General features: G+C 65.3%; 22 protein-coding genes and 1 pseudogene. 11 read left to right on the top strand and 12 right to left on the bottom strand.

Going from position 1 to position 20,638, the window contains the following annotated elements:
- The first annotated feature begins 377 nt into the window (after positions 1-377).
- Positions 378-2,036 (top strand): hypothetical protein, encoded by a 1,659-nt coding sequence (locus tag AC1DY7_RS29370; protein WP_477497297.1) that lies wholly within the window; start codon positions 378-380, stop codon positions 2,034-2,036.
- 433 nt (positions 2,037-2,469) lie between these two features.
- Here the strand turns inward: AC1DY7_RS29370 and AC1DY7_RS29365 are convergent, their stop codons facing one another.
- Positions 2,470-2,610, bottom strand: a complete 141-nt coding sequence (locus AC1DY7_RS29365; protein WP_477497274.1) for a hypothetical protein — start codon at positions 2,608-2,610, stop codon at positions 2,470-2,472.
- Between the two features lie 240 nt (positions 2,611-2,850).
- Positions 2,851-3,408 (bottom strand): CGNR zinc finger domain-containing protein, encoded by a 558-nt coding sequence (locus AC1DY7_RS29360; protein WP_477497273.1) that lies wholly within the window; start codon positions 3,406-3,408, stop codon positions 2,851-2,853.
- A 74-nt stretch (positions 3,409-3,482) separates the two neighbouring features.
- Between AC1DY7_RS29360 and AC1DY7_RS29355 the strand changes: the two genes are divergently transcribed.
- The 6 genes from AC1DY7_RS29355 (at position 3,483) to AC1DY7_RS29330 (ending at position 7,752) form a co-directional block, all read left to right on the top strand.
- A complete protein-coding gene (locus tag AC1DY7_RS29355; protein WP_477497272.1) occupies positions 3,483-4,496 on the top strand; it encodes an EamA family transporter in 1,014 nt (337 codons plus the stop codon).
- Between the two features lie 15 nt (positions 4,497-4,511).
- Positions 4,512-5,189 carry a cutinase family protein gene (locus AC1DY7_RS29350; RefSeq protein ID WP_477497295.1) on the top strand — a complete coding sequence of 226 codons (678 nt, stop codon included), beginning with the start codon at positions 4,512-4,514 and terminating at the stop codon, positions 5,187-5,189.
- Positions 5,190-5,213: 24 nt separating this feature from the next.
- Positions 5,214-5,876 carry a cutinase family protein gene (locus tag AC1DY7_RS29345; RefSeq protein WP_477497271.1) on the top strand — a complete coding sequence of 221 codons (663 nt, stop codon included), beginning with the start codon at positions 5,214-5,216 and terminating at the stop codon, positions 5,874-5,876.
- A gap of 118 nt (positions 5,877-5,994) precedes the next feature.
- Entirely contained in the window at positions 5,995-6,252 is a 258-nt protein-coding gene (locus AC1DY7_RS29340) for a hypothetical protein (RefSeq protein WP_477497270.1), read from the top strand.
- Between the two features lie 51 nt (positions 6,253-6,303).
- Complete coding sequence (locus AC1DY7_RS29335; protein ID WP_477497294.1) at positions 6,304-6,981, top strand: cutinase family protein; 678 nt, start codon at positions 6,304-6,306, stop codon at positions 6,979-6,981.
- A gap of 102 nt (positions 6,982-7,083) precedes the next feature.
- Positions 7,084-7,752, top strand: coding sequence for a cutinase family protein (locus tag AC1DY7_RS29330; RefSeq protein ID WP_477497293.1), 669 nt, complete (start codon positions 7,084-7,086; stop codon positions 7,750-7,752).
- 13 nt (positions 7,753-7,765) lie between these two features.
- Here the strand turns inward: AC1DY7_RS29330 and truA are convergent, their stop codons facing one another.
- From truA to infA, 8 genes are all read right to left on the bottom strand, one after another.
- Positions 7,766-8,650: a tRNA pseudouridine(38-40) synthase TruA gene (truA, locus tag AC1DY7_RS29325; protein WP_477497269.1), complete on the bottom strand. Its 885-nt coding sequence runs from the start codon at positions 8,648-8,650 to the stop codon at positions 7,766-7,768.
- 7 nt (positions 8,651-8,657) lie between these two features.
- Positions 8,658-9,227: a 50S ribosomal protein L17 gene (gene rplQ / locus AC1DY7_RS29320; RefSeq protein WP_477497268.1), complete on the bottom strand. Its 570-nt coding sequence runs from the start codon at positions 9,225-9,227 to the stop codon at positions 8,658-8,660.
- Positions 9,228-9,290: 63 nt separating this feature from the next.
- Entirely contained in the window at positions 9,291-10,343 is a 1,053-nt protein-coding gene (locus AC1DY7_RS29315; RefSeq protein ID WP_477497267.1) for a DNA-directed RNA polymerase subunit alpha, read from the bottom strand.
- Positions 10,344-10,418: 75 nt separating this feature from the next.
- Positions 10,419-11,024 (bottom strand): 30S ribosomal protein S4, encoded by a 606-nt coding sequence (gene rpsD / locus AC1DY7_RS29310; protein WP_477497266.1) that lies wholly within the window; start codon positions 11,022-11,024, stop codon positions 10,419-10,421.
- A 26-nt stretch (positions 11,025-11,050) separates the two neighbouring features.
- Entirely contained in the window at positions 11,051-11,464 is a 414-nt protein-coding gene (gene rpsK, locus AC1DY7_RS29305) for a 30S ribosomal protein S11 (RefSeq protein ID WP_078020665.1), read from the bottom strand.
- A 6-nt stretch (positions 11,465-11,470) separates the two neighbouring features.
- A complete protein-coding gene (gene rpsM, locus AC1DY7_RS29300) occupies positions 11,471-11,845 on the bottom strand; it encodes a 30S ribosomal protein S13 (RefSeq protein ID WP_477497265.1) in 375 nt (124 codons plus the stop codon).
- 154 nt (positions 11,846-11,999) lie between these two features.
- Positions 12,000-12,113, bottom strand: coding sequence for a 50S ribosomal protein L36 (gene rpmJ, locus AC1DY7_RS29295; RefSeq protein WP_079925868.1), 114 nt, complete (start codon positions 12,111-12,113; stop codon positions 12,000-12,002).
- Positions 12,114-12,194: 81 nt separating this feature from the next.
- Positions 12,195-12,416, bottom strand: a complete 222-nt coding sequence (infA, locus tag AC1DY7_RS29290) for a translation initiation factor IF-1 (protein ID WP_003418601.1) — start codon at positions 12,414-12,416, stop codon at positions 12,195-12,197.
- A gap of 277 nt (positions 12,417-12,693) precedes the next feature.
- On the opposite strand from infA, the gene AC1DY7_RS29285 reads away from it, so the two are divergent.
- The 4 genes and pseudogenes from AC1DY7_RS29285 to AC1DY7_RS29270 all read left to right on the top strand — a co-directional run.
- Complete coding sequence (locus tag AC1DY7_RS29285) at positions 12,694-14,385, top strand: NAD(P)/FAD-dependent oxidoreductase (protein WP_477497264.1); 1,692 nt, start codon at positions 12,694-12,696, stop codon at positions 14,383-14,385.
- Positions 14,386-14,402: 17 nt separating this feature from the next.
- Entirely contained in the window at positions 14,403-15,869 is a 1,467-nt protein-coding gene (locus tag AC1DY7_RS29280; protein WP_477497263.1) for an ATP-binding protein, read from the top strand.
- 59 nt (positions 15,870-15,928) lie between these two features.
- Positions 15,929-16,807: an LLM class F420-dependent oxidoreductase gene (locus AC1DY7_RS29275; protein ID WP_477497262.1), complete on the top strand. Its 879-nt coding sequence runs from the start codon at positions 15,929-15,931 to the stop codon at positions 16,805-16,807.
- A 15-nt stretch (positions 16,808-16,822) separates the two neighbouring features.
- A pseudogene (locus AC1DY7_RS29270) lies at positions 16,823-17,578 on the top strand (LLM class F420-dependent oxidoreductase); the annotation flags it as partial.
- On the opposite strand, the gene AC1DY7_RS29265 reads toward AC1DY7_RS29270, so the two are convergent.
- The gene (locus AC1DY7_RS29265) at positions 17,570-19,501 is read right to left on the bottom strand and encodes a cellulase family glycosylhydrolase (RefSeq protein ID WP_477497292.1); all 1,932 of its coding nucleotides are present in this window, start codon (positions 19,499-19,501) and stop codon (positions 17,570-17,572) included. The pseudogene AC1DY7_RS29270 and the gene AC1DY7_RS29265 sit on opposite strands and share 9 nt — an antisense overlap.
- A 545-nt stretch (positions 19,502-20,046) precedes the next feature.
- Entirely contained in the window at positions 20,047-20,523 is a 477-nt protein-coding gene (locus AC1DY7_RS29260) for an OsmC family protein (RefSeq protein ID WP_477497261.1), read from the bottom strand.
- Positions 20,524-20,638: the final 115 nt, after the last annotated feature.

The following is a 20,638-nucleotide window of genomic DNA, read 5'->3' as shown; positions in this document are numbered from 1 at the left end:
AATATGCGAAACCCCTACCGCACAGCGGATCTCATGCCGAACTACGCCCCTTTCCCGGCAGGCGAGGCCGTCCGCCGACCCCCGGCCAAGCAGTGGCCGGCGAACACGGGTTCCGTTTCTTCCCGGCTTATTACTTGCACACCTGGGACCTATTCAACCGCATCCCGATCTACCAACGCCCAACGTCGAGAACTGACTCCGAGCACTGGGTGACTACATCACGCACCGTCCTGGAGAACGTTCGGCGAGTGGTGACCCAAGGAACTACCGTGGCCGGTAAACCTTCGTTGGTATTCCCACGGGAAGCGCCGCGCAGCCTTGCCGAATTCATAAGCTTCACAAGCCAACTAACCAGCTTGGGCTTCAGCGTCACCGACGTGCAGACATTCGTCAGCCGGTTGTTGCGCTACCTGGTCACCAGTCCGGTACGGCGCGCCACCGAACTACAGAACCTATCTGCATATGACTATTTCGTCGGACGGGAGGCCGACGGTAACCGAAGGTTCTCCTACACGCCACAGTTCGAAGCTCTGCTACTCGAAATGCCCAGAGTCCTGGCCGCATTCGATTCGCGATGGGGCGACGCCCGCACCAACATAACCACCTATCTACAGCTACAGCTGCAGATGGACCGGCGGGACAACAAGGCCGACGGAGTCCTCAACGCCCCGACTACCGAGTCATGGTTCGACCATTGGTATCGCCACCTGACACAGATCGGCGTTCGCTTCGTGCGCGCTTCGGCCGAGTGCCTCGATCCGCCTGCGGTTGATCTTCGGCCGCCACACCTACGGCCCCGCGTGTGCGTCACGTTCGCCGATGGCACGCGGGTCACCCCGGATTACACCGTCGTCGCCGTCGACGCCCCGTCGGCCGAGAGAATCACGATGGCGCTGCGCGCAGCGCGAACTGGGGGCACGGTGGCCGACCTTGACGGGTTCTCGACGCTCGCTCCGCCGTCCGATGGACCGTTGCAGCCGAGCGCCACCCGCTCCGGGGCGCGCCGTGATCCATATGCGATGGACATGATGGGCCGCGTGCCGTGGGATCGTTTCCAAACCCTGTCGGGCATCCAGTATTTTTTCGACACGGAGTTCCAATTGCTCCGAGGCCACATGTACTACTCGGGAACCGAATGGGCACTGTCCTCGATCAATCAACACGGCCTGTGGGAGAAGCGGCCCAATCTGGCCTGTGACGGCTACGTCTCGGTGCTGTCGGTCGACATCGGTGACTTCAACAAGCCGTCAGGACATCTGGTCGACGAGACGGGCCGCGGCAAAGCGGCCCGCGACTGCACGCCTGACGAACTTGCTGCCGAGATTTGGCGACAGATCGTGGGTGCCCTCACCAGCGACGCCGGCAGCTCCCCGGAAGAGATCGTGCCATGGCCGGCGTGGTACACGCTGGACCGGGGACTGGTCACCGCCGCGGGAACCGGCCGCATCGTCCGGAACGAAACCCCCTATCTCGTGCCGATCATCGGCGACTGGCCCAATCGTCCGGGCGGCGACCCCTGGAACCCGCACGGGACATCGTGGACCTATCGGCCCACCGAGGAGTGGTGGCTCGAAGAGTTGGAATTACGCAATGTGTGGCAGGCCCGTCACGGTGGTTACCAGGTGCATCACAATTCGGTGGTGTTCGCGGGTACCTGGACCAAGACGTTCACCCGGATGACGTCGATGGAGGCCGCCTGCGAATCAGGACGCCATGCCGTCAACGCCATCCTGGACCACTACGTATGGGTGGGATCGGGCGGCACCGACCTTCGGGAAGACACAACACTCGACTGGCGATTTCCCTACGGGTTTCTGGACCAAGGGTTGTCCAGCCCCATCCGGATGCCCACCCCCGCGGGGGACTACTGCTACATCTTCGATATCGAGAACCGTGAGCCGGCCGACGCCCGCCCACTGCGGGTCCTCGATTCCGATTTCGCCGTGGAATCGCTGCCCCATCCGTTGGACACACCGGCGACACCGTACGCCGCCAGCCACCTACCACCGTTTCAGATTCCGGAGGCCGACACATGACCGCACCACAGTTCGACCCGAACCTCCTTGCCTACCTTCAGGCTTGGCGTCAGTACCTGGAGCAGTTGGCAGGTACGGCCACGATGGGACTCGGTCTGCCCGCCGCAGCGCAGTGGCCCATGGCAGCGGGGCCGCCCATGCAGATGCCGCCGGCCATGCCGCCGATGCCACCTCCCTTGGTCGGCCCGCCTGCCTATTCATCAGCTCCGCCAACGGATTACACCCAGCAGCTGTTGATGACCCTGCAGGCCTGGCGGCAGTATTTGGAGCAGTCTGCCGCGCCTCCGGCTGCGCCCGAGTACCTACCACCGAGCGCGGCCTACCAAGAATCGAGGCCGCATCAGGCCAAAGTACCGGTTCCACCTCCGCACGAGGGGGGCAAGTCGTCTCGTCCGCCATCATCTGGCAGCCAACGGCGCCCGGTGGGTTCGGCCTATGCGACCGAGTCCGGATCGGGCGGATACGGGGACACCGCACCGCCCGAACCGAAGTCGCTGTATTCCGCGGCAGCGACACCCGATTCCGGCGCCACGACGTCATGGTGGAACACCGGGTCAACGACAACTGAAGGCACTTCCACAAGTTCAACTCAGGATTCAACTCCGACGAGCGGCAGCGATCCGGACAACGGAACCGGTCAGAGCGACGGCGGGGGCTCAGGTGGAGAAACATCTGGAGAGCCACCGAAAGTCACCGGCGCGACGAAGGCGTATGAGTTGAAGAGGCCGGGTCACGAGGGTGGCCAAATTCCGTCGGGATTCCGGTCGCTTCCGAATCTTCAAGCAGTTCAGCCTCGAGTTGAACGGCAGTCAGTTCAACCGTCTTTGAACCGCTCCCTCTCCCGATAAGCCGCCACATGCTGCCGGTTCCCGCAATTCCCGGTATCGCAGAACATCCGAGACCTGTTGCGTGACACGTCGAACAGCACCGCCTCGCAGTCGGGCGCCGCGCAGATCTTGAGCCGGCGGAGTTCCCCGCCACGGATGAGGTCGGCCAGCGCCATGGCCATCTCGGCACCCATCCGTTGCCACAGCGGGTCATGGATCGACGCCAGGTGAAGATGCCATTCGGGCATCTCCGCGTGCCGGGTCAGCCACGGCGAGGCCTGGGTGTCGGCGAGCAGCGCGTTCACCTGACCGACGACACGTTCCTCGTCATCGGCGGCGGCCCAGATCCGCCCGATGCGCTCCCGCAGTCGATGGACCGCCGCGAGTTCCGCATCGTCTCTGTCCCGGCGGCCTGTCCAGCCGAACCCGTCGAGGCAGGTGTCCAACGCCGCCATGTCACCGAGGTGTTCGTCGTCGACCCGATTGCTGTTGATCAGCACACACGCGGCCCGCAACGTGAGCTCTGTGTCATGAGTAAAAATCATTTGACGCCTGACCTCCTAGCGCACTAGCGTCATGACCAACTTGCATTTTACTCATTACAGCTCGGGGGTTCTCGATGAGCGCGATCGACGCGCGTGCCGACACCGGTCATTTTCGGCTCGGCATGTTCTTCGCCGTGGCCTCCGCCTTCGCGTTCGGTATGTCCGGCCCACTGGCCAAGGCCCTCATGGAAGCCGGCTGGACGCCCACCGCCGCCGTCACCGCCCGCCTTGCCGGCGGCGCGCTCGCCATGGCCGTCTTCGCCAGCCTCATCAAGCCGGACTGGGTCCGCGACGCGCTCGCGCACCGTAAGACCGTCATCGCCTACGGCCTCGTCCCGATCGCGGGCGCCCAACTCTGCTATTACAACGCCGTCGCGCACCTGTCGGTGGGCGTCGCCCTGCTGCTGGAGTACACCGCACCGATCCTCGTGGTCGGCTGGCTGTGGGCCACCACCAAACGGGCGCCCGGCAAGCTCACCCTCGCCGGTGTCGCCCTGGCCGTCGCGGGCATCATGCTCGTCCTGGACGTCTTCGCCGGCGCGCGCATCAACTCCGTCGGCGTGAGTTGGGGCCTGGCCGCCGCGGTGTGCGCCGCCTGCTACTTCATGATGTCCGACCAGGTCGCTTCCGACGGCGACGGTCTGCACCCGATCACGCTGGCCGCCGGAGGCTTGGTCGTCGGCACCGTCGCCGTTGCCGCCCTCGGCGTCTCCGGTGTGATGCCCATGACGTTCAGCACCCACAGTGCCGTCGTCGCCGGATTCACGCTGCCCTGGTTCATCCCGGTCATCGCCCTGGCGATCATCCCCACCGCCATCGCCTACACCCTCGGCATCTTCGGTGTGGCGCGGCTGCGCCCGCGCTTCGCCTCGCTGGTCGGCCTGGCCGAGGTGCTGTTCGCGGTCCTGATCGCCTGGGCTTTTCTGGGTGAGGCCATCACGGCGACCCAAGCGTTCGGCGGCGGTGTCGTGCTGCTGGGCCTGACCTTGGCCCGGCTGGGCGACCGCGCAGATGCGGTGCTGGATGCGGGCTGGCCCGATGTGCCGCCGGCTCAGCCACACGCCGAGCAAGCGATTGGCAGCAACTAGCCTGCGAGTGTGAAGATGCTGTCCGTGAAGTTGCCCAAGCCCACGGCCCGGACGGCCGCCCTCGGATTCGCCGTTGTGTCAGCCTTCGCCTTTCTGGCCGGCCCGGCACCCACGGCAAGTGCAGAGCCGTGTTCAGATGTCGAGCTGATCTTCGGTCGCGGCACCAGCGAGGACCCGGGAATCGGCCGCGTCGGCCAGGCGCTCGCCGACGCGTTGGTGCCGCAGCTCGGTGGCCGCACGCTGAGCACCTACGGGATCAACTACCCGGCAACCTACGACTTCCTGGCCGCCGCCGACGGAGCATCCGACGCGACGGCCCGGATCGCGGCCCTGGCGCAGCAATGCCCGTCGACGAAGGTCGTGCTGGGCGGCTATTCGCAGGGCGCGGCCATCGTCGACATGCTGATCGGCCTCCCGCCCGTCGGCGACAAGATCGGCGAGGTCGGGTCGGCACCGCCACTGCCCGACGCGCTCGCAGGCAAGATCGCAGCCGTCGCGGTCTTCGGAAATCCCGGCGCCAAGTTCAGCCATCCGGCCAACTCCGCGCCCGCCCCCTACGGCGGCCGGGCCATCGACCTGTGCGCCGACGGCGACCCGATCTGCTCGCGTGGACGTAACCCGTTCGCGCACACCCACTACGAGACCTCGCCGTTCATCCCACAGGCAGCAGGATTCGTCGCGCGACTTGTTTAGCTGTACTCCGCGTTAGAGTGTGGCATGACGTTCGACCTTTTTCGTCGTGTCGCGCTGGCGACATCCGCAGCCTTACTGACCGCCGCCGCAGCCGTCATCACTCCGGCATCCACGGGCATGCTCGCCTCGGCTCAAGCCGACGGGTGCTCCGATATCGAGGTGGTGTTCGCTCGCGGCACCAACGACAGCCCAGGCCTCGGCCGGATCGGTGACGCGTTCGTCGGCGCACTGCGCAACAAGGTCGGCGGGCGTTCGGTGGGCGCCTACGCCGTGAATTACCCGGCCAGTTTCGATTTCCTCGCCGCGGCGGCCGGTGCCAATGACGCCAGTGGCCACATCCAATGGGTGATGGACAACTGCCCCAATACCCGGATGGTGCTGGGCGGCTATTCCCAGGGCGCCGGGGTCATCGACATCATCGCCGCCGTCCCGTTCCCCGCGGTCGGCTTCAACGCTCCCCTGCCGCCCAACGCACCCGACCACGTCGCGGCGATCGCGGTCTTCGGCAATCCGACGGCGAAGGTGGGCCTCCCGATGACCTCAAGCCCCGTCTGGGGATCGAGGGCCATCGATCTGTGCAACGGTGGCGACCCGGTCTGTGGCCCCGGCGAGGACGTCGCGGCGCACCGCGCCTACACGGGTGGCCCGACCAACCAGGCCGCCAACTTCGTCGCCGGGCTTCTCTAGGTTCGACGAAAGTCACAGATTTTCGCTCATCGAGACAGGAATGTTCCGAGCGATCCGCCTGTTGATCTTGTTACGAGTTACTTCTATTGCACACAAGATTGATGGGAAACCTTAGATCATGAACGCACACAGCTTTTCTTTCAGTGACGTCCGGGTTCGGGCAGCCGCGGCCATCGGAGGCTTGGCATGTATCGGCGCTCTGGCGACCGGCGCGGTGATGCAGCAGTCGGCCAGCGCCGTCGCCGACGGTGACATGCAGTTGGGCACGACCGTGACCCCGACCGCACCGGCCAACGCGCCCGCCATTGCCAAGGCCGAGCCGGCCATCAAGGGACCGGCGCCGCTGCCCATCGAGATGCAGGGCCTCCCCGGCTGACCTGGGCAGAACCACCACCTCACAGGTACAGCTAGTATTTGCTGGGTGGCAATGATTTCGACGTTCGTACGGCGCCTCGCCGCGTGCTCTCTGGCCGCGGCAGGCGCCGTCGGCGGTTTGATGGTCTCTTCGTCGTTCAATTCGGGCGGTCTTCCTTCCGCACATGCGGATCCGTGCCCGCCCGTCGAAGTGATCTTCGCGCGCGGACGCAATGAAGCACCGGGCCCCGGCAGGCTGGGTAACGCGTTCATCGACGCCTTGCGGGCTCGGGTCCCCATGGAGGTCGCCGCATACGGCGCCAACTACCCGGCCAACACCGAAATCGCTCAAGGTGCCAACGACGTCAGTTCACGGATCCAGTACATGGCCGGGGCTTGTCCTGACACTCGACTGGTCGTGGGCGGCTACTCACTCGGCGCCGCCTCCGCCGCGGTTGCGCTGTCTGCCAACACCAACGGGTTCGGCTTCAAGAATCCACTTCCCCCCGGTGTCGACACTCATGTTGCCGCAGTGGTGTTGTTCGCGAACGTCACCCGCCGGATGGGTGGTGCGGGTGTCGGTCCGGCGTTCCGGGACAGGGTCTTCGAGGCCTGCAATCCCGAGGACCCCATCTGCCGCACCGGAATGCCCGACTTCCAGAACGACTGGGGCAGCCATCTTCAGGATTCCTATATCAACGGCGGATTGGTGAATCAGGCCGCTGATTTCGCCGCCGCGCGAGTCCAATAAGTAGATCTCCGGCAGGTCACGGCACCAATACGTTTCGGAAACGTAGAGAATCGAAAAACGGTTACGTCAATTCGGTTGTCTACAATCGAACCGGTGATCTTGATGTCGAAGGGTCGAATCCGGTGGTGCGCCGCCATTCTCGCCGTGTTCAGCGCTGTGCTGACCACGGCCGCTCCCGTCGGTGTCGCTCCCGTCGCCTCGGCTGCGGCATGTCCGGACGCGGAAGTGATCTTTGCGCGCGGCAGGATGGAACCGCCAGGCGCGGGGCAGATCGGCAACGCTTTGGTGACGGCACTGCGCCAGAAGACCAAGAAGAACATCACGCTCTATTCGGTGAATTACCCGGCCGACACCCAAATCGACATGGGCGCCAACGATATGAGTCGCCGAATCCAGACGACCATGACCAACTGCCCGAAGACGCCCATCGTGCTGGGCGGGTACTCGCTCGGCGCGGCGGCCACCGATGTGGTTCTTGCCATGCCGTTCCCGATTCTCAACTTCAAGTTGCCACTGCCGGCGACCGCGAGCCCTCACATCGTGGCAATCGCGTTGTTCGGCAACGGTATTCAATGGGTCGCCCCGATCACACAGTTCAATCCTGCGTTCCAGAGTCGAACCATCGAGTTGTGCCACGGCAACGACCCGATCTGCAACCCGACGGACATGGAGAACTGGCAGACCTATTGGCCAGAGCACCTGGCGCCGGCGTACATCAAAGCAGGCATGGTGAACAAGGCCGCGAATTTCGTCGCAGGCAAGCTCGTCTGATCCGCCGATACCGTCAGGCAGGCTCGACCGGTGGCCGCACCCGCAGGTCCCTGGTGATCAGGATGCGCGCCGACAGCTCATCGTCAGGCGGATAGTCGACGCGAACGAGCGAGAGACCGCGTGCGGGCGCCACAGGGAACGCACTGGACCGCGATGTCGCCTCCAGCAGGTCGGCGCACCAGGCGGCGTCTCGCCGGCCCTCTCCGACCGCGAGCAGGGCACCCACCAGTGACCGGACCATCGACCAGCAGAATGCATCGGCGCAGACCCGGGCCGTCACGATGTCGCCCTCGGCATCCCAGTCGAACCGCTGGAGATCGCGAATCGTGGTGGCGCCGTCGCGGTGCCGGCAGAACGCGGCAAAATCGTGCAGGCCCACCAACGCGCGGGATGCCTCGGCCATCGCCGCGACGTCGAGGCGGCGTGGCCAGGGGGTGATGTAGCGGGCCTGCTCCGGCACCGCACCGAAAGTGGCGGTGCTGAGCCGGTATTCGTAGTGCCGCCGCAGCGCGGAGAAACGAGCGTCGAATCCCGTGGGCGCACGGACGGTGTCGAGCACCCGCACGTCGTCGGGCAGGAATCGGCCCAGTCTGCGCACCAGAGGCTGAAATTCGGGATCTTGCGGGCGCGGGGTGCGCGGGTAGGCGTAGCCGAGCGAGTCGGCGGGGATATCCACATGCGCCACCTGACCGGAGGCGTGCACCCCGGTGTCGGTACGGCCTGCAGCCCGCAACTCCAGCGGCGTCCGGAACACCGTCGCGAGCGCCTGCTCCAGCACGCCGGCGACTGTTCGTTGCCCGTCCTGGGTGGCCCAGCCGGCGAAATCCGTACCGTCGTAAGCGATATCGAGGCGCAAACGAACAAACCCGCCATCGGTTTCGATGGCGGGTTCGTTCATTGCTTGGCTACTTGGCTTCATCCTCGGAGCCGGCCTTGTCCTCGGACTCGACGACCTCGTCGACGACCTCGTCGGTCTGGGCGTCGGCGATCGCCTCGTCAGCGACCTCAGCCTCGGCGACCGGGGCGTCCTCCACCGGGGCGTCGGCCTCAGCGGCCTCGGCTGCCTTGGCCTGCGCGGCCGCGGCACGACGTGCACGGTCGGCCTCGTTGGTCACGGTCTTCTCCCGCACCAGCTCGATGACCGCCATGGGCGCATTGTCGCCCTTGCGGCTCTCGACCTTGATGATGCGGGTGTAGCCGCCCTCACGGTCCGCGAAGAAGGGTCCGATCTCGGCGAACAGGGTGTGCACCACATCCTTGTCGCGGATCTTCTTGAGCACCTCACGCCGGTTGTTCAGCGTGCCCTTCTTGGCGTGGGTGATCAGCTTCTCGGCGTACGGACGCAGTGCCCGTGCCTTCGGCTCGGTGGTCTTGATACGGCCGTGCTCGAACAGCGACGTGGCCAGGTTGGCCAGGATCGCGGCCTGGTGCGAGGACGACCCGCCGAGGCGAGCACCCTTAGTGGGCTTGGGCATTGCGTCTATCTCCTAAGTGGGGCCGACCCCCGTATCAGGTAGGGCCGGGACGGAACTTCTGGTTTAGAGCTGTTCGGTTTCGGCGAAGTCCTGGTCGGTATCCAGGTCGTAGCCGGCGTCACCGGTCCAGGTGCCGGTGGCTACGTCGTAGCCGGCGACCTCGGACGGATCGAAGGTGGCCGGGCTGTCCTTGAGCGAGAGACCCAGCTGATGCAGCTTGATCTTGACCTCGTCGATGGACTTCTGGCCGAAGTTACGGATGTCGAGCAGATCCGACTCGGTACGAGACACCAACTCGCCCACCGTGTGCACACCCTCGCGCTTGAGGCAGTTGTACGACCGCACCGTCAGGTCCAGGTCGTCGATCGGCAGCGCGAAGCTGGCGATGTGATCGGCCTCGGCCGGCGACGGGCCGATCTCGATGCCCTCGGCCTCGACATTGAGTTCCCGTGCGAGACCGAACAGCTCGACCAGGGTCTTACCGGCCGAAGCCAGTGCGTCCCGCGGGGTGATCGAGTTCTTGGTCTCGACATCGAGGATCAACTTGTCGAAGTCGGTGCGCTGCTCGACACGGGTGGCCTCGACCTTGTAGGTCACCTTGAGCACCGGCGAGTAGATGGAATCGACCGGGATCCGGCCGATCTCGGCGCCGGAAGCCTTGTTCTGCACGGCAGGCACGTAACCGCGACCCCGCTCGACGACGAGCTCGACCTCGAGCTTGCCCTTCTCGTTCAGGGTGGCGATGTGCATGTCGGGGTTGTGCACCGTGACACCGGCCGGCGGCACGATATCGCCGGCGGTGACCGCACCCGGGCCCTGCTTACGCAGGTACATGGTGACCGGCTCGTCCTCCTCGGAGGACACGACCAGACCCTTGAGGTTCAGGATGATGTCGGTGACGTCTTCCTTCACCCCGGGAACGGTGGTGAACTCATGCAGCACACCGTCGATGCGGATGCTGGTCACCGCTGCGCCCGGGATGGACGACAGCAGCGTGCGCCGCAGCGAGTTGCCGAGGGTGTAACCGAAACCGGGCTCCAGCGGTTCGATGGTGAACCGTGAACGGTTGTCGGCCAACACTTCTTCGGAAAGTGTGGGTCGCTGTGAGATCAACATGGTGTTTCTATCTCCTTCTCGGCACCCGCTATTTGATGCCGTTACGGTGTCACTCGGCCAGTTGGCCGGGCGACATTACTTCGAGTAGAACTCGACGATGAGCTGCTCGGTGAGCGGCACCTGGATCTGGGCCCGCACCGGCAGCTGGTGCACCAGCACCCGCTGACGTTCGCCGACGACCTGCAGCCAGCCCGGGATCGGACGCTCGCCGGCGGTGGCCCGCGAGAGCTCGAACGGCAGGGTGTTCAGCGACTTGTCTTTGACGTCGATGATGTCGTACTGCGACACCCGGTAGCTCGGGATGTTGACCTTCACACCGTTGACGGTGAAGTGGCCGTGGCTGACCAGCTGGCGCGCCATCCGGCGGGTGCGGGCGAGCCCGGCCCGGTAGACGACGTTGTCCAGACGGCTTTCCAGGATCTGGAGCAGGTTCTCGCCGGTCTTGCCAGCCTTGCGGTTGGCCTCTTCGTAGTACTTGCGGAACTGCTTCTCCATGACGCCGTAGGTGAAGCGAGCCTTCTGCTTCTCCTGCAGCTGGGTGCGGTATTCGCTCTCCTTGATCCGCGCACGGCCATGCTGGCCGGGCGGGTAGGGGCGCTTCTCGAACGACTGATCGCCGCCGACGAGGTCGACGCCGAGGCGACGCGACTTGCGGGTCGCGGGTCCGGTATAACGAGCCATGTTTGAGGTCCTCTCCTAAATTCTCGTTAGACCCGGCGCCGCTTGGGCGGGCGGCAGCCGTTGTGCGGCTGCGGAGTGACGTCAGAGATGGCGCCGACCTCGAGTCCGGCGGCCTGCAGCGAACGGATCGCGGTCTCGCGGCCCGAGCCCGGGCCCTTCACGAACACGTCGACCTTCTTGACACCGTGCTCCTGCGCCTTGCGGGCTGCGTTCTCGGCGGCCAGCTGCGCGGCGAACGGCGTCGACTTGCGCGAACCCTTGAAGCCGACGTGGCCCGAGGATGCCCAGGCGATGACGTTGCCCTGCGGATCGGTGATGGAGACGATCGTGTTGTTGAACGTGCTCTTGATGTGCGCGGCGCCGTGCGGGATGTTCTTCTTTTCCCGGCGGCGGGTCTTGGCAGCACCCTTCTTGGGCGCGCCCTTCTTGGCTTGTGCCATCTCGGATTACCTGGCCTTCTTCTTGCCGGCGATGGTGCGCTTGGGGCCCTTGCGGGTACGCGCATTGGTCTTGGTCCGCTGACCACGCACCGGCAGGCCGCGGCGATGGCGCAGGCCCTGGTAGCAGCCGATCTCGATCTTGCGGCGGATGTCTGCCTGAACCTCGCGGCGCAGGTCACCCTCCACCTTCAGGTTGGCTTCGATGAATTCGCGGAGCTGGCTGACCTGATCGTCGGTCAGGTCCTTGCTGCGCTGGTTCCGGTCGATACCGGTGCCGTCCAGGATTTCCTGGGAACGGGTACGGCCGATGCCGTAAATGTAGGTCAGCGCGATCTCCATGCGCTTATCGCGCGGCAGATCGACGCCCATGAGACGTGCCATGTGGCAGTGATTCCTTCTAGGTTGCGGAGGTCTGTTCCCAGTCCGTTCCCCTCACGGGGTCCGGCCTCCGTGCCGGACGTGATGAGCAGCGAATCTGCTCAGTGGTACTGGGAGGTCTGCATTCAGTTGTGGGTGGAGCTGCTTGAGCTCGGGACTAGCCCTGCCGCTGCTTGTGCCGCGGATCAGAGCAGATCACCATGACCCGCCGATGCCGACGGATCACCCTGCACTTGTCGCAGATCGGCTTGACGCTCGGGTTGACCTTCACGGCTTCGCGATCCTTCTTGGTTGTGCGGTGACGGGCGCGAGCGCTCGTCACACATTCGGTGTGGTTGCGGTTGAGGGCGAGTTACTTGTATCGGTACACAATGCGGCCCCGGGACAGGTCGTATGGAGAGAGCTCCACCACGACGCGGTCCTCGGGCAGGATGCGGATGTAGTGCTGCCGCATCTTGCCGCTGATGTGGGCCAGGACCTTGTGTCCGTTCTCCAACTCAATGCGGAACATCGCATTGGGCAGGGGTTCGACCACGCGACCCTCGACCTCGATGGCACCGTCTTTCTTTGCCATACTGTCTGACGATCCTTGCTTTCGTTTCGTATCGTGCGCCCGCTTTTTGCAGTCGGTGCACACCTTCGTTCCGACTTCAAAACGTGGGCTGAATCGGTGAAACGAAGAAGTTCCAATGACCGGGCACGAGAAGAGTCGGCGCGGAAGCCGCACCGTTGCTCCACAATACCCTCTGCTATGGCCAGCACCCAAATCGCCGAAGCGGCACCTCACAATCGGTCATGTGAGGAGGTCAGCGCCGAAATCAGTGGACGGCGGGAGCATAATTGAAAGCGATATGACTGGACCCGCGCCCCAGCCCCGCAAGCCCGTGATTCTCTCCGTCGACGACGACCCTGCCGTCTCTCGTGCCGTGGCCCGCGATCTTCGCCGCCACTACGGCGAGCGGTACCGCATCGTGCGCGCCGAATCCGGCCCGGACGCCCTGGAAACCCTGCACGAACTCAAGCTGCGCGGCGACGCCGTCGCGGTGTTCGTCGCCGACTACCGGATGCCGCAGATGAGCGGCATCGAGTTCCTCGAAGCAGCGATGGACCTCTACCCGATGGCCCGGCGGGTCCTGCTGACCGCCTACGCCGACACCACCGCGGCCATTGACGCCATCAACGTCGTCGACCTCGACCATTACCTGCTCAAGCCGTGGGATCCACCGGAGGAAAAGCTGTACCCGGTGATCGACGGCCTCCTGGAGTCCTGGCATGCGGTCGGCGATCGGGCCATCCCGTACACGAAGGTCATCGGCCACCAGTGGAATCCCCGGTCCTGGGAAGTGCGTCAGTTCCTGGCCCGCAACGCCTACCCCTTCAAGGCGTTCACCGCCGAGGAGCCCAAGGGCAAGCAGCTGCTCGACGCCGCCGGCCTCGACGGTAGGCAGCTTCCGGTCGTCATCACCGAGGAGGGCACCCCACTGGTCGAACCGTCGGACGCCGAACTCGCCGACCTGCTGGGGCTGTCCACCAACCCGTCGCTGGAGATGTACGACCTCGCGGTCATCGGCGGCGGACCCGCCGGACTCGCGGCAGCTGTGTACGGCGCCTCCGAGGGGCTGAACACCGTGCTCATCGAACGCGCGACCACCGGCGGTCAGGCCGGGCGCAGTTCGCGGATCGAGAACTATCTCGGATTCGAGAACGGCGTCTCCGGAATCGAGCTCACCACCACCGCTCGGCGCCAGGCCGAGCGGTTCGGTGCCGAGGTGATCACCACCCGCAAGGCGGTCAAGCTCCAGGCCGGCGAGGTCGGCACGGCCCGCACCATCTCGTTCGAGGACCACAGCACCATCGGTGCCCGCGCCGTCATCCTCGCCACCGGCGTGGAGTACCGCGAACTCTCGGTGTCCGGCTGTTCGGCGGCCGATGAGTCCAACCTCATCGGTAAGGGCGTCTATTACGGCGCCTCGGTGTCGGACGCCTCCGAGTGCGCCGGCGAAGACGTCTACATCGTCGGCGGCGCCAACTCGGCGGGCCAAGCGGCGATGTTCATGTCCAAGCAAGCCAAATCGGTGACTCTGCTGGTGCGTGGGCCGTCGCTGGAGACGTCGATGTCCTACTACCTGATCCAGCAGATCGAGCAGACGCCCAACATCAGCGTGCGCACCTGCACCGAGGTGGTCGGCACCAGCGGCAGGGACGACCATCTGGTGGGCCTGACGCTGGAGGACCGGCGCACCGGAGAGCGCGAAGAGGTGCACTCGACGCGGCTGTGCTGCTTCATCGGCGCAACACCTCGCACCGACTGGCTCGACGGCGTGGTGGCCCGCGACGACCACGGTTTCATCCTGGCCGGACCCGATCTGCGCGACGTCTGCGGTTGGGGTCTGGAACGTCCGCCGCACCATTTGGAAACAAGTGTGCCCGGTGTGTTTGTTGCAGGAGATGTACGCGCCGAATCCGCGAAGCGGGTGGCGGCTGCCGTCGGTGAGGGGTCGATGGCCGTCATGCTCGTGCACCGCTACTTGGCCGAGGCATAGAAAAGGAACTGAACACGATGGGCGAAACCTGCGTGCGCGACGAACTGCGGACACTGTTCCTGTTCGAGCACCTCACCGACGACCAGCTCGACACGTTGTGCCGTGCCGGCACCATCGAGACGTTCCCTGCGGGTCCGATCGTCACCGAAGGTGAGCAAGCCACCTGCTTCTACGTGCTGATCGATGGCGAACTGATCATGTCGAAGCGCTCCGGCGGCGTCGACATCCAGACCAATCGCACCTCGCAGCGCGGCGTCTACTTCGGCGCGTGGTCGGCGTACATCCCCGGCGAGGAGCACATCTACATGGCCTCGGTCCGGTTGGTGGAGCCGTCGCGTGTGTTCGTGTTGGACGCCGACGCGTTCGCCGCGTTCATGCGGGCGCAGTTCCCCATGGCCGTGCACCTTCTGGAGGGACACCTCGTCGGCGGCAGGCGCCAGAGCCAGATCATCGGACAGCGCGAGAAACTGCTGGCGCTGGGCACCATCACCGCCGGGCTCACCCACCAGCTCAACAACCCCGCGGCCGCCACCGCCCGCGCCGTCGCCGACCTGCGTGAGGGCGTCGGCAAGATGCGGCACAAGCTCGCCATGCTCGCCGACGGCAAGTTCTCCCCCGAGGCGCTGCGAGTACTCGTCACCATCCAGGACCAGGTCGCCGAACAGGTCGCCAAGAACAAGGGTGTCGAACTCACCGCGCTGGAAACCACCGACCGCGAGGACCAGGTCGGTGAGTGGCTCGAGGACCGTGGGATCGTCGGTGCGTGGGACTACGCGCCCACCTTCGTCGAAGCCGGCCTCGACATCGACTGGCTGGAGGGCATCTCGGCCCAGATCGACGACGTCGACGCCACCGCTTCGTTGCAGGCCGCCACCGGCTGGCTGAAATACACCATCGACAACGAGCTGCGGATGAACGAGATCGCCGAAGCCAGCCGCCGGATCTCCGCGTTGCTGGCCGGCGCCAAGCAGTACTCGCAGATGGACCGCGGCTCGTATCAAAGCGCCGACGTCCACGAACTGTTGCGCAGCACCATCATGATGTTCGGCGACAAGATCGGGCATCAGGGCAAGCCGATCACCCTGATCAAGGATCTGGACAAGTCACTGCCCGAATTGCAGTGCTACCCAGGCGATCTCAATCAGGTGTGGACCAACATCATCGACAACGCCATCCAGGCGATGAACGGGCACGGCACGTTGACGATGCGTACCGCGCGCGAGAGCGACGAGATGATCCGGGTCGAGATCTGCGATGACGGGCCGGGTATCCCCGAGGACATCATCGGCCGTATCTTCACGCCGTTCTTCACCACCAAGCCGTTCGGCGAGGGCACCGGGCTCGGCCTGGACCTGGCCTGGCGCATCGTCGTGGAGAAGCACGGCGGGGACATGCGCGTGGTGTCCGAACCGGGAAACACCCGCTTCATCGTCTGCCTGCCCGTGATCGCCCCGCGGCCCGACGAGGCCGACCCCGCCGAATAGTTCGCCTCATGCGGATCCAATCGGAATACCGTCGGCGGCGCGACGGGTTGACTTGATCCATGACACAGGGCACATCCTCTTCGCGCGAGCGCTCATCGAAACCGAATCTCGGACCGTACGGCGTCTTCGGCCACTACACCCAGTGGCAGCAGCTCTCCCCCGCTCAACTGCAAGAGATCGAAGCACTCGGTTACGGCGCCATCTGGGCCGGCGGGTCACCACCCGCCGAGTTGGAATGGGTCGAGCCGCTGCTGGCGAGCACCACCACCCTGCAGGTGGCCACCGGCATCGTGAACATCTGGACCGCCGACGCGGGCCCGACGGCGGAGTCGTTCCACCGCATCGACAAGGCCTACCCCGGCCGTTTCCTGCTGGGCATCGGCGTGGGCCACCGCGAGGCGATCACCGAATACAAGAAGCCGCTCGACGCCCTCAACGACTATCTGGACAAGCTCGACGAGCACGGTGTACCCAAGGACCGTCGTGTCGTCGCCGCGCTGGGCCCGAAGGTGCTGCAGCTGTCCGCGGACCGGTCGGCGGGCGCGCACCCCTACCTGACCACCCCGGAGCACACCAGGCAGGCGCGTGAACTGCTCGGCAGCGAGGCATTCATCGCCCCCGAGCACAAGGTCGTGCTGACCACCGACGCCGAGCAGGCCCGCGCGGCCGGCCGTAAGACCCTGGAGATCTACCTCAACCTGGACAACTACCTCAACAGCTGGAAGCGGTTGGGGTTCACCGACTCCGACGTGGCCAAGCCGGGCAGCGATCGCCTGGTGGATGCGGTGGTCGCGCACGGGACCGTCGACGCGATTGCGGCACGCCTGCGCGAGCACCGCGATGCCGGCGCCGACCACGTGCCGGTGCAGGTGCTCACCTCGCCGGACAAGCTCGTCGCCGCATTGACCGAACTCGCCGGTCCGCTGGGCCTGCGGTAACCGAAAGGGACAGCCATGACGATCAATGTGGGCCGTTACGGGGTGTGGACATTCGGCAAGGTCTCCCCCGAACAGGCCGTCGCCATCGAGAAGCTGGGTTATGGCGCCGTGTGGATCGGCGGCTCCCCGGCCGGGGATCTGCCCTTCGCCGAGGGCATCCTAGACGCCACCGACACACTGCAACTGGCCACCGGCATCATCAATGTGTGGACGTCGCCGGCCGAACAGTCCGCCGAGACCTACCACCGTCTGGAGAAGACTCATCCCGGACGTTTCCTGCTGGGTATCGGTATCGGGCATCCGGAGCACACCGAGGAATACCGCAAACCTTACGACGTCCTGGTCGAGTATCTCGACGCACTGGACGCCGCAGGTGTGCCCCCGGAGCGACGGGTGGTCGCCGCGCTCGGCCCGAAGGTACTGCGCCTCTCGCGTGATCGCAGCGCCGGTGCGCATCCGTACCTGACCACTCCCGAGCACACCGCAGAGGCACGGAAGGTGCTGGGAGAGGGCGTTTTCCTGGCGCCCGAGCACAAGGTGGTTCTGACCGACGGTTCACCCGAGGCGACCGAGGCGGCCCGCCAGGTCGGCCGCGAGACCGTCGACTTCTATCTGAATCTGAGCAACTACCTGAACAACTGGCGCCGCCTGGGCTTCAGCGAAGAGGACATCGCCAAGCCCGGTAGCGACACGTTGATCGACGCCGTGGTGGCGCACGGCACCGCCGATGCGATCGCCGCGCCACTTCGGTCATCGATGCCGCTATCGGCGGCCGCTTCCCGCATGTTCGGCACGGCGGTGGTTGCCGCCGCCGTCAGCATGCCGGTCACCGCGGTCGTGGCGGCCAGCCGACCGGCGCGGGCCGGGATCCGAAGAGCCGCTGTCGCGCCCGTTCGCGGACGGCCCCTTGGCGTCATCCCGAGCAGGCGTGCGGGGTGTGTCCCGGCGTGCCGGCTTGGGCGTATCATCCTGTCCCGCAGTCGAATCGGTGTCGCTGGATGTGGTCGCCGGAGTTGCCGGCGTCGCCGGAGTTGCCGGCGTCACGGGAGTTGCCGGGGTCGCCGGCGTCGCGGGCGTGGCCGGGGTGGCCGCATCCTCACGATTCGCCGCCGCCGCAAGCCTTCTCGCTACGGCCGGATTCTGTTCGGCGACCGCGGCCACCTGCTGCTGCGCGGAATCCGCGCTCTCGGCGGCAGTCGCGTCCTTCTCATCGGCAGCACGATCCTTGGCCGCCGCAAGCATTCTTGCCACTACCGGATTCTTCTTGACCGCCGCCGCAATCCGCTGCGCAATGGTCGGGGCGCTCTTCGTGGTGGCAGCAGGCTCCGCTGCCGCCGGCGTAGCAACCGTGGTCGGGGCGGCCTCGGCAGCCGGATCCGTAGCCGCCGCCGCTGCGACATCCGCGGCCAGGGCAGTCGCCGGCTCGACCGATTCGACACTCTGCAGTTGCTGGCTCAGCGTCGAAAGCTGTGCCGCCACAGCCGGGTCGGACGCATCAGTGGTCGCCGTGGCGAGCTGATCGGTGAGCGTCTCCAGCTGTGCCGCGACCGTCGGATCCGCCGCCGCGATCGCGGCGAGCTGCTGGGCCGGCGTAGCCGCGGCGGCAGTGGCAGCTGCAGCGGCGTCCGTAGTCGTCGAGGCAGTGTTCAGCGTCACCATCCGCGACGAATCCAGCGGTGTGGTCAGGGCCGTCAACGCCACCGCGGGATCTGCTGCCGCACTGCTGGTCAACGCCCTGATCACCGCCACGGCCGCCTTCGGTGTCCAGTCGGTGCGGTAGACGCCGAAGTTGTCCTCGTCGTTCGTGCTTCCGGTGTTGGTGTCCTGCAAGGTGTAGATGAACGCCGGACCGGCATAGGGCAGCGTGCGCCAGTCGGTGACCATGTCCTGGATGTAGTCCGCCTGCTGCTGCTCGCTCACGGCGTTGGTCGGCAAGCCGTACTCGGTGGACCAGATCTGCTTGCTGACATCACCATTGGCCACCATCAGATTCCGGATGTCGGTGAGCTGATTGATCGGCGAATTGGCCAGGGTCTCGCCCTCGGAGAACTTCGTCGTGTATTGGTACGGGTGGAACGACAGTGCGTCGAAGTTGCCCTCGGCGCCGGCCGCGTACATCCCCTTCACGAAGTCCACCGGGTTCATCGTCAGGTTGCCCCACGTGAGACCCGCGCCGACCACACCCCCGATCACGGTGGCGTCCGGATCGGCAGCCTTGATCTGCGGGTAGGCCGCCTTCAACAACTGGGTGTACGACGCCGGATCCGGTTGCGGGTTATAGAAGAAACCGGCATTCGGTTCGTTCCACACCTCATAAGCCGAGATCTTGCCGGCGTACCTGTCGGCCAGAACCCCCGTGAAGTTTCCGAACGTCTGGGGGTTCGACGGCGGCGTGTAGTACCCCGACCCGGGCTTGGAAGCCCACGACGGTGTGGTGGTGACCGCCGCCAGCACACCCATGTTGCGTTCGGCCGCCGCATTCACCAGGTTGTCGAGCGCGGTCCAGTTGTAGTAACCCGGCGCCTGCTCGATCCCCGCCCAGAAGACACCGATGCGAATGGTGTTGACCCCCATGGCCTGCATCGCATCCAGCGCCTGATCCTGCGCTGCGGGCGAGTCCCAGATGAGGTCGGAATCGGCGATACCCAGTGTGTCCGAAGACGTGTCGATCGCCGCCGCCAGCGCCACGTCCATGGGCGCGGTCCCCGGACCTGTGTACGCCATCACCGCCGAGGCGCTGATGATCGCGATGGAGCCGACCACGAATTTATTGGTCCTGCAAACGATGTTCCTCACGATGATTTCCCTTCCCCTTGGTGATCTGCGTCACTAGGGGCCATACCCGGGGTCTCACGGCGTCATTCACTCAGCTTGCGACAGGAAGTAACTGTAGAAAATGACAAATCCGTCAATCTCACAGTTCAATGACTGATTCAGCAAATCTACGATCTTGAAAATAATTAGCTAGAACCGCTAGCAATGGGTAGGGTGCCGGCATACCTGTTTCATGCCGTCACCAGCGGAATTGACGCCTCCGGCCGTCTACCGAAAGGGCCTCCAGCAACATCCGGGCCCATCCGGGCGGAAACGGCAAAAGTACGAACGCCGGCGCGCTCTGCTCATCCACCGCCGGAAAGTTTTTTGAAATTGGTGCCGCTCGAGGGCCGTCATCGCATGGTCAGGCGCCGCCATACCCACAACGGAGTGACGAATCGACCGCAGCGGTGAGCTCAGGTCACCTATTGACCGCGCACCAAATACCGCGCCTCGCAACGGACGTCGAAGTTGACCGAGTTGGCGATGAAGCACAGCTGGTGTGCGCGCTCATGTACGCCGGGCAGCTTGTCGGCATCCCGCGGGTCGTCGATGTCCACCTGCGGACGCAAGATCACGTCGGAGAAGTACCCGCCCCCGTCCGGCGTCTCGACCATGGTCCCGGACGGGTGATCGGTATAGCCGGTGACGACGATCCCCTGTTGCGCGCAGAGCGCCAGCACCCACAGCATGTGGCATTGAGACAGGGTGGCCACCAGCAGCTCCTCGGGATTCCACCGATCCGGCGACCCGCGGAAAGCCGGGTCGGCGGACCCGGGGATCGTGGCCTTGCCGGGCGCGCTGAGGTCGTGAGAACGCGCATAGTCGCGATATCCACTGGTTCCCGTGCCGGTGTTCCCGGTCCACGTCACGTCCAGCTCGTACTCGTGAACCCCGGCCATCCGTCACCTCAGCGGTCGATCGTTGCCGGCGCGGCAGCCCCGCACCCGAAGTAAATATAGGTCGGCGATCCGCCGTCCGATCGCCCGGTGACGACCTCTTGCCAACTCGACAGCA

The sequence above is a fragment of the Mycobacterium sp. P2_H7 genome, from assembly GCF_056403275.1.
This window is presented reverse-complemented; position numbering and strand designations above follow the sequence as displayed.